General features: G+C 37.9%; 13 protein-coding genes and 9 tRNA genes. 21 read left to right on the top strand and 1 reads right to left on the bottom strand.

Annotated elements, in window-relative coordinates:
- Positions 1–3: 3 nt before the first annotated feature.
- The 21 genes from ACQFX9_RS16445 to ACQFX9_RS16345 all read left to right on the top strand — a co-directional run bounded on the left by ACQFX9_RS16445 (position 4) and on the right by ACQFX9_RS16345 (position 12,631).
- Positions 4–79: transfer RNA gene (locus ACQFX9_RS16445), tRNA-Gln, on the top strand.
- 104 nt (positions 80–183) lie between these two features.
- Positions 184–261: transfer RNA gene (locus tag ACQFX9_RS16440), tRNA-Leu, on the top strand.
- A 106-nt stretch (positions 262–367) separates the two neighbouring features.
- Positions 368–441, top strand: a tRNA-Leu gene (locus ACQFX9_RS16435).
- 108 nt (positions 442–549) lie between these two features.
- Positions 550–621: transfer RNA gene (locus ACQFX9_RS16430), tRNA-Lys, on the top strand.
- Between the two features lie 4 nt (positions 622–625).
- Positions 626–698, top strand: a tRNA-Lys gene (locus ACQFX9_RS16425).
- A 4-nt stretch (positions 699–702) separates the two neighbouring features.
- Positions 703–776 (top strand) — tRNA-Leu (locus ACQFX9_RS16420).
- A gap of 9 nt (positions 777–785) precedes the next feature.
- Positions 786–864 (top strand) — tRNA-Arg (locus ACQFX9_RS16415).
- Between the two features lie 5 nt (positions 865–869).
- Positions 870–943, top strand: a tRNA-Ala gene (locus tag ACQFX9_RS16410).
- Between the two features lie 132 nt (positions 944–1,075).
- Positions 1,076–1,179 (top strand) — tRNA-Ser (locus tag ACQFX9_RS16405).
- A 181-nt stretch (positions 1,180–1,360) separates the two neighbouring features.
- Entirely contained in the window at positions 1,361–1,669 is a 309-nt protein-coding gene (csx18, locus tag ACQFX9_RS16400; RefSeq protein ID WP_427156980.1) for a CRISPR-associated protein Csx18, read from the top strand.
- A gap of 300 nt (positions 1,670–1,969) precedes the next feature.
- Positions 1,970–4,342, top strand: coding sequence for a type III-B CRISPR-associated protein Cas10/Cmr2 (gene cas10 / locus ACQFX9_RS16395; RefSeq protein ID WP_427156979.1), 2,373 nt, complete (start codon positions 1,970–1,972; stop codon positions 4,340–4,342).
- Complete coding sequence (locus ACQFX9_RS16390) at positions 4,339–5,067, top strand: RAMP superfamily CRISPR-associated protein (RefSeq protein ID WP_427156978.1); 729 nt, start codon at positions 4,339–4,341, stop codon at positions 5,065–5,067. Before cas10 ends, ACQFX9_RS16390 begins: the two co-directional genes overlap by 4 nt.
- Complete coding sequence (gene csx10 / locus ACQFX9_RS16385) at positions 5,054–6,304, top strand: type III-D CRISPR-associated RAMP protein Csx10 (protein ID WP_427156977.1); 1,251 nt, start codon at positions 5,054–5,056, stop codon at positions 6,302–6,304. The genes ACQFX9_RS16390 and csx10 overlap by 14 nt, the downstream gene beginning before the upstream one ends.
- Before the next feature lie 2 nt (positions 6,305–6,306).
- Complete coding sequence (locus ACQFX9_RS16380) at positions 6,307–6,813, top strand: hypothetical protein (RefSeq protein WP_427156976.1); 507 nt, start codon at positions 6,307–6,309, stop codon at positions 6,811–6,813.
- A gap of 32 nt (positions 6,814–6,845) precedes the next feature.
- Positions 6,846–7,997 carry a putative CRISPR-associated protein gene (locus ACQFX9_RS16375; RefSeq protein WP_427156975.1) on the top strand — a complete coding sequence of 384 codons (1,152 nt, stop codon included), beginning with the start codon at positions 6,846–6,848 and terminating at the stop codon, positions 7,995–7,997.
- A 20-nt stretch (positions 7,998–8,017) separates the two neighbouring features.
- A complete protein-coding gene (gene csx7, locus ACQFX9_RS16370; protein ID WP_427156974.1) occupies positions 8,018–8,878 on the top strand; it encodes a type III CRISPR-associated RAMP protein Csx7 in 861 nt (286 codons plus the stop codon).
- 2 nt (positions 8,879–8,880) lie between these two features.
- Positions 8,881–9,501, top strand: a complete 621-nt coding sequence (locus tag ACQFX9_RS16365) for a hypothetical protein (protein WP_427156973.1) — start codon at positions 8,881–8,883, stop codon at positions 9,499–9,501.
- 25 nt (positions 9,502–9,526) lie between these two features.
- Complete coding sequence (locus ACQFX9_RS16360; protein WP_427156972.1) at positions 9,527–10,480, top strand: RAMP superfamily CRISPR-associated protein; 954 nt, start codon at positions 9,527–9,529, stop codon at positions 10,478–10,480.
- Positions 10,477–10,917, top strand: coding sequence for a hypothetical protein (locus ACQFX9_RS16355; RefSeq protein WP_427156971.1), 441 nt, complete (start codon positions 10,477–10,479; stop codon positions 10,915–10,917). The genes ACQFX9_RS16360 and ACQFX9_RS16355 overlap by 4 nt, the downstream gene beginning before the upstream one ends.
- 2 nt (positions 10,918–10,919) lie before the next feature.
- Positions 10,920–11,981: an RAMP superfamily CRISPR-associated protein gene (locus ACQFX9_RS16350; protein WP_427156970.1), complete on the top strand. Its 1,062-nt coding sequence runs from the start codon at positions 10,920–10,922 to the stop codon at positions 11,979–11,981.
- 2 nt (positions 11,982–11,983) lie between these two features.
- Complete coding sequence (locus tag ACQFX9_RS16345; RefSeq protein WP_427156969.1) at positions 11,984–12,631, top strand: hypothetical protein; 648 nt, start codon at positions 11,984–11,986, stop codon at positions 12,629–12,631.
- 276 nt (positions 12,632–12,907) lie between these two features.
- On the opposite strand, the gene cas6 is transcribed toward ACQFX9_RS16345, so the two are convergent.
- Positions 12,908–14,020, bottom strand: coding sequence for a CRISPR-associated endoribonuclease Cas6 (gene cas6, locus ACQFX9_RS16340; RefSeq protein ID WP_427156968.1), 1,113 nt, complete (start codon positions 14,018–14,020; stop codon positions 12,908–12,910).
- Between the last annotated feature and the right edge of the window lie 256 nt (positions 14,021–14,276).

The raw sequence follows: 14,276 nt of genomic DNA, 5'->3' as shown, positions 1-14,276 counted from the left end.
TATTGCAGGATAGACGATTGGCAAGTCACCTTGACTCTGAATCAAGGAGAGGTTGGTTCGACTCCAACTCCTGCATCCAAATCTCAATGGGAAGTAGGCAAACAAGCAAAGCCGTCGCACTTTGAACGCGAAGTTTGAAGGTAACGCGTCGCCGAAGCAAGTTACGATTCCTTCCCAGCTTATACTCCCGTAGCCCAACTGGAAGAGGCGGCTGTCTCAAAAACAGTCTGTGTGTGGGTTCGACTCCCACCGGGAGTACCAACGGGATGTAGCGCAACTTGGTAGCGCGGCAGCTAGCTTTGGGATCTGAAGGTTTTAGGTACTGCTCCGCAGAAGCAAGCTACAAATTCTACCATCCTGATCATTTGCCCTTGTGACGAAACTGGCAAACGTGCTGGTCTTAGAAACCAGATTTTGTGGGTTCAAATCCCACCAAGGGTACTGATGTTCCCGTAGCGAAATTGGCAAACACTTCCGTTTGAGGGACGGAATTATTGCAGGTACCGCTTCGCGGAAGCAAGCTACTATTCCTGTCGGGAGTACCAAATTGGGTCGTTGGCAGAGCGGATATGCAGCCGCCTTTTAAGCGGACTTATCCAGGTTCAACCCCTGGGCGACCCACCTTGGGCTGTTAGCTCAGTTGGCAGAGCAGCTGCCTCTTAAGCAGAAGTGCGTAGGTTCAAGCCCTACACAGCCCACCTTGCCCCTGTGATGCAATTGGCAGACATGACCTGCTTAAAACGGGTTTTCTACAGGTTCAAATCCTGTCAGGGGTATCAACTTATGGGAGTGTCGCCTAATTAATGGATGGGCATCGATCTTCTAAATCGACCGATGTAGGTTCAAGTCCTACCACTCCTGCCAAATATGGGTCTGTAGCTTAATTGGGAAAGCGTCTGCCTTGCAAGCAGAAAGATGTCGGTTCAAGTCCGACCAGTATCCACTGATGGTGTCTGTTGGCGTAGCCGCTCCTATGGAGCTAGCCAAAGCGGTTGCAGCACTGGTTTGTGAAACCAGTCATAACGGGTACAGCTTCGCCCAAGCAAGCTACAAGTCCCGTCAGACACCCCTTTAAGGAAGATGCCGCTAAATGGTCGGCAACCGGTCTTGAAAACCGGGGTACAGGCAACTGTAGGGGTACTGCTTCGCGGAAGCAAGCTACGATTCCTCCATCTTCCGCCTACCACCAGAGGCTAAAAAGTGAAGCACCGTGCTGATAACGCGACAACAGGAGGGGCAGTACCTCCCTGGTGGATTTAAGTTAAGTCACAAAGCACCATCTTTCACGAGCTTGGAAGACCCCTCTTCCAAGGGGGTGTATAATCAGTTCATCCTTAATTAACGAGACGGGGTAAAGATTGTGTCTACTTCTGTCGCGAAAAAACTGATCCGCGATCGTAGTTGGATTTTGGTGGTAGTCAATGCAGCAATTACTTGGGTGATTTTGATTATCGCACCTTTGGGCTTATTTGCCGTGATTAGTTGTACTGTGGTGGTATTTTTAGCTAGTTTACTTGTCGCGGAGATTCTTAACAGGTTCGCACTTCAATTTTTGCGTCAACTCCAATGCGATTTTATGGAGGCTAGACGCGACACCAATAACCTAGATGTCGGACTTTACCCCTATCTCGATTTACCCGCACAGCAAAATCAAGCCGAAAATAAATAAACCCATAAAATATGTGTTTAAGCAAAGATGAGATTCATCAAATTTTGTAATGACAGATGTCATTCACAGGATTAACTGCTAATAATATCTATGATCAGGTTAATAACTGCGACACTGACTCTCAGGTATTTTTACGGCGATGAAATAAGTTCATCAGAGTCAGCGTGATTGTGAAATGCTTCGTATTGCTTGGATAAATATTTCCGTAAGTGCTGTTTGTAAGTTTGATTTCAGCAATTTATTGTATTGCTTCGTGTAAATATTGCTTCAATTAACTACATACTCAAATTGCAAATTATTATGACAGATTCTCAAACAAACATCGCGATCGCAATTAGCTGGTGTTTAGCCTGGGGTAATGAACGTGAACCAGCCTTTAATTTAGATCCTCAGCAAATACGTGATGCTGTAATTAACAAACAAGCATTACCGGAAAATCTACAACATATAGTGAGACAAGTAGAGACACTACAAAGCATAGAAGAAAATTATTTTCCACAAACTCTTGAAGAATTACAAGCTAAATATCCTGATTTGTGGAATCAAAATACTCGCATTGGTTTAGTTTATGGTGGTGCGACTAAGATTAAACAATATGTGTTTGAGTCAGCAAAAATTCAAGAAATTCGTGGTGCATCTGGTTTATTAGATAGAATAAACATCATTGATTTACCTGCTTTTTTTAACAAGAAAAATCCTCAAGAGATTGCAGAAGAAGATAGAAACCGCTATAATATACAGCTTAATAAAATTAGAACTTGGTTAAACGATAATTTTCCAGCAAAGTCCGAATCAGAAAATTACAAATTATCTGATGCGCTAATTCCTGAGTTAATTATCTATTCTACAGGTGGTAATATCCTGGCTTTTTGTCCTGCTGCTTATGTGGATGAGTTAGCTAATGCGATTGAAAAACGCTACACCGAAGAAACGTTAACAGCTAATTCTTGCGCGGTAGGTGATAAATTTAGATTATTGGAACTGCGGTTTGGTTTGTTGCGCGAGCCAATTGAAAGTACCTTATGGTTAGATTGGTATCATCGGGAATTTAATAAGCCATTAGTGCAAGCTTATTTTGGTTATCCTAGTAATGAATCAGAGAGAATAGAAGCATTTAAAAGACGTAAGAGTTTTAATGAATTAACCACAAAATTAAATATTTTGTTTAATCAGCGTCGTAGTGGGAATGATACAGCTAATCGTCCTAGTCGCCGCTATCCGCCGATGTTTGAAACTCATCCTTACCTAATGCGTGATGGTAGCGATCGCCGTTCTGCTATCATGCGAGTAGATCAACTACCAAGGGAAACCAATTTTTCAGAAGCATCAGTACGCAAGTATTTAGTAGGTGATAGAGCAAAAGATAGTTTAAGTAATAATCCTCGTTGGTATAACGAGTCTGGATTAACTTGGCAAAGAGGCGTAATTGAAAGCTGGGTAAATAGATTTAAATTATTTTTAGATCAAAATCCAAGTTTAAAAGCGAAATACTACGGTAGCATTCCAGAGGATTCACTAGAAATTGCTGGGACTTTAACCGAAGTATCTAACGCCAGTAGTGGTTACATCGCCTATATTTACGCCGATGGTAATAATATGGGTGGTTATATCCAAAAAATTCAGAAACCAGAAGACTATCAAGAATTTAGTCAAGATGTAGCTTTAGCAACCGAATATGCAGTTTATCAAGCATTAGCTGAAAACTTACATCCTCACAAACTACGTAACTTAAATGATGACGAGTCAAATTTAAAGAATAGTGAATTTATTCATCCTTTTGAAATACTTACCATTGGTGGGGATGATATTTTATTGATTGTTCCTGCTAATAAAGCTTTAGAAATATCTCAGATGATAGGCGAGAGATTTGAGAAGATTCTACTGCAAGAAATTCAAATTAATGAGATTAAATATGACGATGGAGAAACTAAAGAAATTACTGGTAACTATCGCCTGAATCACACTAAACCCTTTGAACCGCATAATCATCAACGTTATAAACCATTAACAGCAAAACGTTCTGACTGTGAACTAAGTACATCAATTGGTGTATTAATTACGGCTGTCAACACACCCATATACTACGCCAGAAATTTAGTAGAGCAATTATTGAAATCAGCAAAAGAACGCGCTAAGAAATTACAAAAAGCTGGATATCGTGGGGGAACAGTTGATTTCTTAACTCTCAAATCAGTTACGATGATTTCATCGAATGTTAAAGATTTTCGTCAAGAAGCATTAACTAAAAATCTTCCCCCAAAGTTAAAATTCTACGCTGCACCATACACTTTACATGAATTAGGAGGATTAATCACCTCTATTTCAGCTTTGAAAAAGGCTAAATTTCCCAAGTCACAACTTTATCAAGTCCGCAGTTTATTAGAATGGGGCAAACATACAGCTATTCTTAACTATCGCTATTTTCGAGTGAGACTAAAACAAGGTAAAGAAGCATTACTCAGAGATTTTGAAAATGCTTGGTGTTTACCTAAAGATCAAGAAAATAACGGTAATTTAGCCCCTTGGATGTATGATAACGGCAGACTTGATCCTGAACATCCTGAAGATCCATTTTATGAAACAATTTGGCGAGACATGGTAGATGTCTACGATTTTGTAGAAGTTCCAGAAAATGAAATATCAGAAGTTGTATCTTTAGGGGTTGAGTCATGATTAAACTACAAGAATTATCCAACTCATTGCAAACTTATCCCATTACAGCAGTCATTGATACGGCTTTATGTATTGGTGCTGGTGGTTCTTCCGGTTCTCTAGCAGATAAACCAATTGTTCGCAACGCTGAAGATAATTTACTAATTCCAGGTTCTCAACTTAAAGGACGGTTGCGCCATGAGTGCGAAAAAATTGCTAGGGGTTTAAAGTGGCCTATTTGCTATTCTCCCAATCCTCAAACTATGTGTCCACAAAGAGCAGGTTTAAAAGAGAATTTTGCTAGGGCAGAATATAAAATATCAGAATCAGAAGAAGATAAACATCATCATTGTTTAATTTGTCAAATTTTTGGCAATCCTGTTTTACCTGCCCGCATCATTTTAGATGACCTAATTTGTGAAGAAGAACCAGATAATTTACCAGAAGTTATACGTCCTGGTGTAACTATCAACCGCCGTCGCCGGACTGCGGAAGAAGACAAACTTTATTTTTTAGAAACATCACCAGCAAATATTCAACTGAAGTTTACAGGTAATATTTATTTATCTAACGCACCCAGTTATGCCGCACCATTAATTTTAGCGGGATTGCGCCATATTAATGCTTTAGGTGGTAGTAAATCAGCAGGTTTAGGCTGGCTACATTGGGAATTACCTACTTTACCTGTAGAACAAGCAGCATGGGATTTTCTGGCTAAAGGATTTGAAAACAATGAAGAAAATTAATCTAGAAATTAAAGCACTGTCTCCTTTAGCAATTGGTAGACAAAAACCAGGTGGAAATGTGAGTGAAGTTGAACAATATATTCCTGGTTCTGTAATTCGCGGTGCAGTTGCTAGTCAAATACTAAAGCGAACTAATCAATCAATTAGTGATGATGATGATTTTCATCAATTATTTCTAGGAGATAAGCCAGCAATTTTTCAAAATGCCTACCCAGGAATTATCACTATTTATGGTGATTGTGTTTTTAAACCTAATGTACAAGTATTACCTGCTACTGTACTGAGTTCTAAGAGTAAATCTGGATTTAAGACAGGTGACTCCGAAAAGAATGGTGTTTTTGATACTTTAATAGACCGTTTTTGTGCTGAAAAGTATGCTCAAATATATGATCCAAATTGCCCGACAGAACATTCAACTTATGGAAGAAGAGTTGATAATTTTAGCGGTTTTTATAGTGAACATGATGATGATTACTACACCCCTTCTGCAAATGATTGTCTATTAACTAGAGTAGGTATTAATCGCCGCCGTGCAACTTCTGAAGAAAGGGTACTATATAGTATTGCGGTTTTAAATGAATCTCAAGAAAATAAACAAAGACCTGTCACATATACAGGTCTAGTTTTAGTAAATGATGATTTAGCTGTACCTTTACAACATTTTATTCAAAATCATCAGGATGATTTACGTTTAGGTGGTGCAGGTTCACGAGGCTTAGGTAAGGTAAAAATTACAGCAAAAGCACCTACTGATATTAAATCAACAGTAATTCAACGAATAGATAATTTTAATCAAAAATTATGTCAACGCTGGAGTGAATGGGGCAAAATATTTGGTAATCCTTTAGAGATATTGCCAGAAAATCGTACTTATTTCACTCTAGATTTACAAGCAGATGCAATATTAACTGAAAAATGGCAGCGCACAACGGTAATTTCTCCAGAAATGCTACAGCAGTATACTGGTGTAAGTGATTTATCTTTACATATTCACGCTGCTTACAGTAGCTATGATTATCGTTCAGGGTGGAATTCTGCCTGGGGTTTAATGAAAGATGTAGAGTTAGTGACAAATAAAGGAAGCGTCTATTTATTCAGTACAGAAAATAAGAATCTCTGGCTACAAGCTTGGGAAGATTTAGAGGTTTACGGAATAGGCGATCGCACCTGCGAAGGCTTCGGACAAGTCCAAATTTGCAGTGAATTTCATTTGATATTCAGAGAGGAGGCTGTTTAGTCATGGCAGAACTAGATAATTTATTAAAAGAGCAACTAGCTTTAAGAGTTGAGAAATGTATTAGTAACCAAATGGATGAAGTTATCGAAAAAATGAAAGATTTATCAGATAAATTCGCCATAGCAAACAAAGATAAAAAATCTCCTTTCAGAAATGTATTGGCTGTTGCTGTTGATTCGAGTTCTTCAATTGAAATTATTAAAAATTACATTCGTTATCAGGTGGGAAGGAGTGGTTCAAGCCCAATTTGGACAACACAAAAGGATAAAGATATATTTGCTAAATCTCTAGTAAATGCACTAGATGATTTAGAGAAGAAGGCACAATATATCTTAACAGAATTGAAGAGAAATATTCCTAAAGGCCATGGTTTGGAAGCACATTTAAATGACATTGATAATCAAACTCAACTACGCAAAAACGTTCATATTAAACTTGTGCAACTGTTTTTAGGATATTTAGCTAGAGAACATACAGCCTCAGTCGGCGAAATGAATTTACAAAAATAAAACATTTATCAAATTTTTAGGAGTGTTTAAAGATGTACCGCTTTGTTGTATCAACTGTTGGCACAAGTTTACTCTCTAACCAAATTCGCCCCAAAGATCCAAAAAGTTGGAAGGGACTACTTGATAAAACTGCCAACTGGACAGAGGAGAGAATTAAACAACATGAGCCGGAAGTGATCAATATTCTTCTAGACCTAAAAAACAGAGCTGAAGAAAAGTTAAATAGCGGCAATATTTTAGAAATTAAAGAAGCTAGTGCTGAACTAAATGGTATCTATAGCTTATATAAAGATAACATTGATAATGGTAAGTTAGATACTCACTGGTTGATTACAACTGAAACATATCAAGGACAAAAAACAGCAAAAATAATTAAAGATTTTTTACACAAGCAAGTCAATTTTATTGAAATATATACCCCTGATCAGCTTTCTACAGAAGATACAGCAAACTTTAAACAAGGAATAGACGACCTAATTGATTGGCTTTCTAAAAGATATGAAGAGTCTCATAAAGATGGTTATTCTATCTACTTTAATTTAGTTGGCGGGTTTAAGGCAATTCAAGGATATATGAATACTATTGGTATGTTCTATGCCGATAAAATTATATATGTGTTTGAAGGTGAATCATCTAAGTTAATTACTATTCCACGTTTACCGATTACTCTAGATTATGAACGAGTCAAAAAACATCAGGTTACTTTAGCATTGTTGAATGCTGGAGCAAGTTTTTCTCCTAAGCAGATGGAAAAAGAAAATATTGAAGAAGCATTAATTACTGAAATTGATGGAAAAATAACGATTTCCAATTGGGGGCAGTTAATTTGGGGTCAATGCAAGGAAAAATTTTTAGCATCAGACGAATTGTTAAGTTTTTCCAACATAGATTATGAAGATGATTTTCGTAAAGAATATAAAAAGATTAGTAGCCCACAAGATAAGATAAAACTCCAGGAGACTATTGCTAAAGTCTCTTATCAATTTGAAGAGTCAAATGGAGATACAAGAATTTTAGGAAAAACTGTAAGTTATTATCCCTATCAAGGTGCAAAAGATAAGGAAGGTGTTGATCATTTTTATGTTGGAATACATTGGCGAGTTAGTTGTAAGGTTGTAAATAAAATATTAAGACTGCGACATTACGGAACACATGATTATGTTGAACGAAAAGAGACAAAGTAAGTTAATAGGATAAATAAATTATGTTTGACACATTTAAAAATCGCCTAGAAATTACAGGCGTACTCACCACAATTACAGCTTTAAGAATTAGTTCAGGTCGTTCAAGCGAACCGATAGGATCAGATTTACCTGTAATTAAAGACAGTTTGGGTAATCCATTAATACCAGGTTCTAGCTTTAAGGGTGCAATGCGATCGCGCCTAGAAAGTTTCCTCAGAGGTATTGTAGGTAATAATCGCAAATTAGTAGCTAACCCCGCCATTGAGGAAGAATGGTCAATTACTTCTCAAGAAATAAAGCAGTTAAAAGATAGTTGCGAAGATGACGAGACTTTAACTAAGGAACTCATCAAGCAAACAGATTTAACCTCTCTTCTCTTTGGTTCACCTTGGATAGCAAGCAAATTCCAAGTTAGAGATTTAACCGTAGTCCCTGATACTTGGTTTGGACAATATCAAGAGAGAGACGGTGTAGCCATCGATAGAGACACCGAAACCGCCGCAGACGGTAAACTATACGACTTCCAAGTTGTACCAGCAGGGACGCAGTTTCAATTTAAGGCGGTGGTAGAAAACGCCGAGGAATATGAACTGGGACTGTTGATGATTGGGTTACACCAGTTTGAGACAGAACAAATACCACTGGGTGGAGGGCGATCGCGTGGCTTGGGTGTCGTTAAACTAGATATTGAGGAAATGCTGTGGTTTGACTATCCTGAAAATCAACTAGACTTGTTGCTAGATTATCTCAAAAAATTGGTGATGGGAGATAAGAGTGCTTACGAAGATGCACGAGAGTTTAAAGACCATTGGGTACAACAGTTAATTGACTATCTGAACAGTCAAGCAGCTAATAGAAATAATACTGAAGTTAGGAGTTAAATATGGCTTTTAGTAATTTCAAAACCATTGGTGAAGTTATCAAAGCATTTCAAGTAACTTATACTGAAGAAAATTTTATTGTTGAAGTTCAGTTCACTATTCCTGATTACTTTCGGGAAGACTTAGAATTTACGATGCGAGAAGGTGCAGTTGACTGTTCTGAATTTGCTATATGTGAAAATCTGATCGCCCCCATCCTAAAGCAAGTTTGGAAGATATATAGTGGTAAGTTTATTTTGTGGAGTCACTATGCTCTCAACTATGATGAGAAATTATCTGGCTTTCCTGAATATATTTTAGCTAAACGTTCTCCTTTAGGAAAAGTTGTCTTTGATAAACCATATTTTATCTTAGTTGAAGCTAAACAAGACAACTTTGAAACTGGTTGGGCGCAATGTCTAGCAGAAATGATTGCGGCTCAAAGATTAAATGGAGAATATCAAGTAGTAATTTACGGTATTGTTTCTAATGGCGATTGGTGGCAGTTTGGCAAACTAGAAGGAGAAAATTTTACTAGAAATAGCACTTATTACACCATTCAAGAACTAGAAAAATTATTTGCTGCTGTTAATTACATATTCCAACAGTGTGAAGTACAGCTAAATAATTTAGTAGCAGCTTAATTTTTATTATCAAATAAATCCAGTCATGCACAAAAGATTTGTTAATCACTGCACAATTGATTTAACCATCATACCTGATGGGCCGATTTTAATTAAATCAGGAAAAGAAGGAGCAGACCCCACAAAACCTGATATGGAATTTGTCGAAACCTATCACGCTGGGGGACGTTCAATTTATTTACCAGGAAGCAGTTTAAAAGGAGCAATTCGCGCTCATGCAGAACGCATAGTGAGGACTGTAGGGAGAGATAGACGTGATACTAATTCTAATTTACCTTGGGCAAATGACCCTTTAAATGATAAGTATGACTATCTCAATAATGTGACTTCAACTAGCGATATTTACAAACTTTCTTGTTTTACCGACCAAATGTTTGGTAATACTTCTATTGCTAGTCGTGTCAGAATTGAAGATGCTCACCCAGATAGTTCACAGCCTCTCAGAATTGAAACTCGTAATGGTGTAGCAATTGATAGAGTATTCGGTTCAACCATCCCCGGAGCATTATTTTCTTATGAAGCCTGCACTGCTGGAGAATTTAAAACTAAAATCCATCTCAAAAATTTTACCTTAGCGCAACTAGGTTTAATTGGCTTAGTCTTGCGAGATTTAAATGATGGTTGGTTTGGTTTAGGTTTTGCTAAATCTCGCGGTTTGGGTACTGTGGAAGTGAAATTAAATCAAGCTGTTGTGCAGTATCCTGGCTGTATTTTATCAGAAGATAAACAAGAAATTCACGCTTTGGGTAGTGAGAATAAATGGAGTAAGACTTTTCTTTTAGGTGTAGGGGAATTTTTACAAGCTGAAGACGCAAAATTATATGCTTTTGCTAAACCAGACTATCAAGATACACCAGTCGCCGCGCAAGCAATGGATTTAGGTTTTGGTGTCCAACTTGTTTGGCAAGAGGGAAAAGTTAATGATTTATTTGAAAGATGTGTTAGGTCTTGGAGTCAGTTACTAACAGGTGCTAAATGAGTAATTTTGTAGGCTTTAGAGAAGCTTTGTCAGTCCCTGATTTGCTAGAATTAATTAATAAGTTTCCTACTAAATCTAGTTATTACTTCTTACGTTGGACTCATGCAGTTAGCGGCATAAGAAAGGAACAGCCAAAAGAAACAGAGTTCCCTATGCTTGAGGGACAAATGTTTAGTCACGATTTTGAATTACGTTGGAAGTATAAGCAGCAAAATAATTATGAACTGCTGTTATTAAGTATTAATGGCAATCATCCAGATTTTGAGTTATTGGGTGAAGATTGGTTAGTGCAAGAACACAATGCTTATATATATCCTGCCACAGAAACCAGGTTTCCTAAAGGCTTCAAAACTGAAAATGTAGATGTAAAACAGCGATATTTCATTGATAAAAAAACCGCAACTGTACATTTTGTTGCACTTACCACCAAAAAATAAACATGAGTAGAACTCCTTACCAACCCCCAAGAAAACCTAATTCAGCAGGTTCATCTAACCCAGAACTACCACCAAAGCCTTATGATTTCGTATCTTTTCCCTCAGAACGTCCTAACTTACAGCGTCCGGTGGGACATGATAAATATTGGAGCGATCGCCTACATGGTACACTCTACCTTACCCTGAAAGTACAAACATCTCTGCACATATCAACAGGGATAGTTGCAATGGGTAGCGACATCGGGAGCAGAATTCCCCTAATTAAAACAATGGTGCAGGGTGTTGACCAAAAACTATCAATTCAAGGTAGTTCTCTCAAAGGCTGCATTCGGTCTGTATATGAAGCGATTACTAGAAGTTGTATCTGTAAGACTAAAGCAAACTATAGGCAAATTCCAGAAGGATATGGGAAAGAATGTAAAGTAGACATCCGAAAAGACACGAATAAAGTATGTGATGCTTGTCGTATATTTGGGGCATTAAATTTTCAAGGATTACTTGAATTTCATGATGCTGTCTGTTTGAAATCTGGGTTCTCAAATGGGTTTATGCCTTCTTTACATTCTCCCCGCCCTCACTGCAAGGCATATTATAAAGCTGGTAAAATAGCCGGACGTAAGTTTTATTATAATATGTCGAAATCTATTGATGAAGGAAAGGATAAAGGTATTTCTGTACAGCAAGCTGATAGAGAATATACTTTTACAACACAGTTACATTTCAAAAATTTACATTCAGAAGAATTAGGAATGTTGTTAATTGTTTTAGGACAAGATAAAGAAAATTGTCCTATTGCTTTAAAAATGGGTGGAGGTAAACCTATAGGTATGGGAACAATGACAGTAACTATAGATAAAATTGAGCCATTGCATAATTTAATACGCCGTTATTCGTTTTATGAACTTAGTAAAGATAATGAATTGATAGGAGAAAATTTAAAACAATTTATCAAAGAAAAAATTCAAGAAGCTATAAACTCACATTTACTTCAAAAAGACCAATTAAAAGAATTAAAAGCCATCCTAAACTATCCAAGTAACCACGAACCGCTATCACAATATTAGCTATGACAATAACTGAATCTGCTTCGGAAACTATTACAGATGCACAGTGGGAAATTGCTCATGCGATCGCTCTTACTTTAGTAAAAGATGATACTGATGTCAATGAGGTAAGAAAAGCCGTTGCTTATCTGCGTGGTTACATTCATCAACCAGATGCGACTTCCAGGTTTTTCAAATATCTCAAAACCTTGGTAAGCAATGGTAGACAAATAGGACACAGTGGGAAAACTACACATTACTATCGCAGTATCGATAAAGCCTGTAGTGATTATCTCAAAAGTATTAATGATGCTCACACCATCCTGCAAATTTTAGGCTGGGTATCTCGCCTCATGCGTTACTACAAAGATGCTGGCGTTCCCATTGGTGAAATTGCTATTCCCACAGCACCACCGCCAGAGTCAGCGCGTCAGGCGGAAGTTGCGAAAGCTAGTAGTAGTCAAAAGTTTACTGTAGGTCAAGTAATTGAAGCGATAATTGCCGTTAAAAAAAATATCGATGTGACATATGAAGTTGTATTCACTAAGCAAAGATTAAGCAAAAAAGAACACAAGAAAGCACAAGATTTGACAGAAGGGCAAAAAGTGAAGGTCGAAATTCTAGAGCTTAAAGAAGATGGGAGTATAAAGAAAGTTAAATTAGTTGATTGATAGACAAAAAGATGTATTTTGTTGTGGCTATCTTTCAGGTAAAGGTTGCATAAAATAGGGGAATGTAGCTGCTAAGTTTACATTTGGCGTGAACTTTGCGATCGCCTCTATATTATTCTATCCTCACGATGATGTTAAACTACAATCCATTAGACTGCTTACCTTCATCGGCAGAATTACCAGATTCAGACGATACACAGTCAAATAGTTGGGTGTTCACAAAAATCATCATTTTAGCGTCCTTCTCCGCGCCTTTGCGCCTCTGCGTGAAACACATCACTCAACCTTCAAAGCACGGCGCGCCAACTTTGCATAAGTCTTCACCGTTTCATAAGGCATTTGTAAATCATTCGCTACCACTTGCAAAGACTCGCCCATTTCCCGGCGTGCTAAGATAGTAGCCCACTTTGATGCTACCTCAAAAGCGCGATCGCCTCCCGTCCTTTTGCGTTGAGCTGTAAATATCTCTGTTAACTCTGCAATTCTACTCGCCAATAAACTTTCTACCTCTGGGACTTCTGCAACCACTTGTGATGACCAACCCAAGCGGGTTTGACCCAAGCCAAATGTTGTTTTATGACCAGTTCCGCAATAGGGTGCTAGCTTACCTAACGCATAAAACAAGCGATAAAATTCTGTATTCTGTGCGGCTTGTTTCGCTAAACTAAATTCTACTGAACCTGTAAAACCTGTTACCGCACCTTTCTTCCCAGCCAGTATTTTCATTGAAGCGATTTGATGACGGGTAATCAAAGTAGACTCATCTATCCAATCTAAAAATGAGTCTTGGTCAACTGGAATACCAGAAAAATCATTCCATCGCCGTAGGTAGCTATGGAAAACATTCATCGGTACAGGTAAGGGTAAATGATGACCTTTGCGACGAAAGCTAGTAGGACTGATAAATCTTAAACTCAGATTTTCCCCATGTTCAGCATCTAACAATTGCGCGTAAGTTGTAGGTGGATGAACCACATTACACCCCAGAATTTGTAAGGGCGCATTCCGCAAACTCACCTCCGCAGGGAGATTTTTCACCCACTGCGCCAACCACTGTACTACTCTACTGGATAACGCCGTCACATACCAACGATAGGTTTGATTCGCCAAAATTTTTAACTGCTTACCACTACTGACCAATTCCCCATCCAACGCAGAGATAGTAAAAGGCTTTTCTGACTCGCCATCATGGAGATAAGCGGAAAGTTCTGGGTTAGTCGAACGTACTTGGTCAAGAAACCAAGCGTGTAGTCCAATGGTGTACTGCGGATATAAAGAAACATCTACTTTTGTGGCTAACTCAAATTCCAAACCCACTATTTCCGTCTCTAGAGGCCAGTCAGAGTGAGAACTTGGGAGATTGATTTTGTTCTTGGGACGACGCACCATTATGCAGTAAGTTAATAGAGTAAGTGGAAAGTTGAAAGTTACATCAGCTATCAGTTATCAAGCGGGTGATTTAGACCCAAGAATTTAACTGTTCGCTGTTCAAGCTAGCTTTATCAAGCAACTAGCCCAGCCCAATTATACAAAATTAATACATTTCCGTAATTTTTCTGTTGTGTAGACAGAAATGGTCATAATTATTCATCAAATATAAAGTACATTTACTAATTTACAATGAAAAAATAATGTAGCTTTGAAT

The organism is Aliinostoc sp. HNIBRCY26 (assembly GCF_050235535.1).
Taxonomy (GTDB): domain Bacteria; phylum Cyanobacteriota; class Cyanobacteriia; order Cyanobacteriales; family Nostocaceae; genus Trichormus.
Note: the sequence above shows the minus strand (reverse complement) of the source record. Positions and strands in the feature narration are given on the sequence as shown.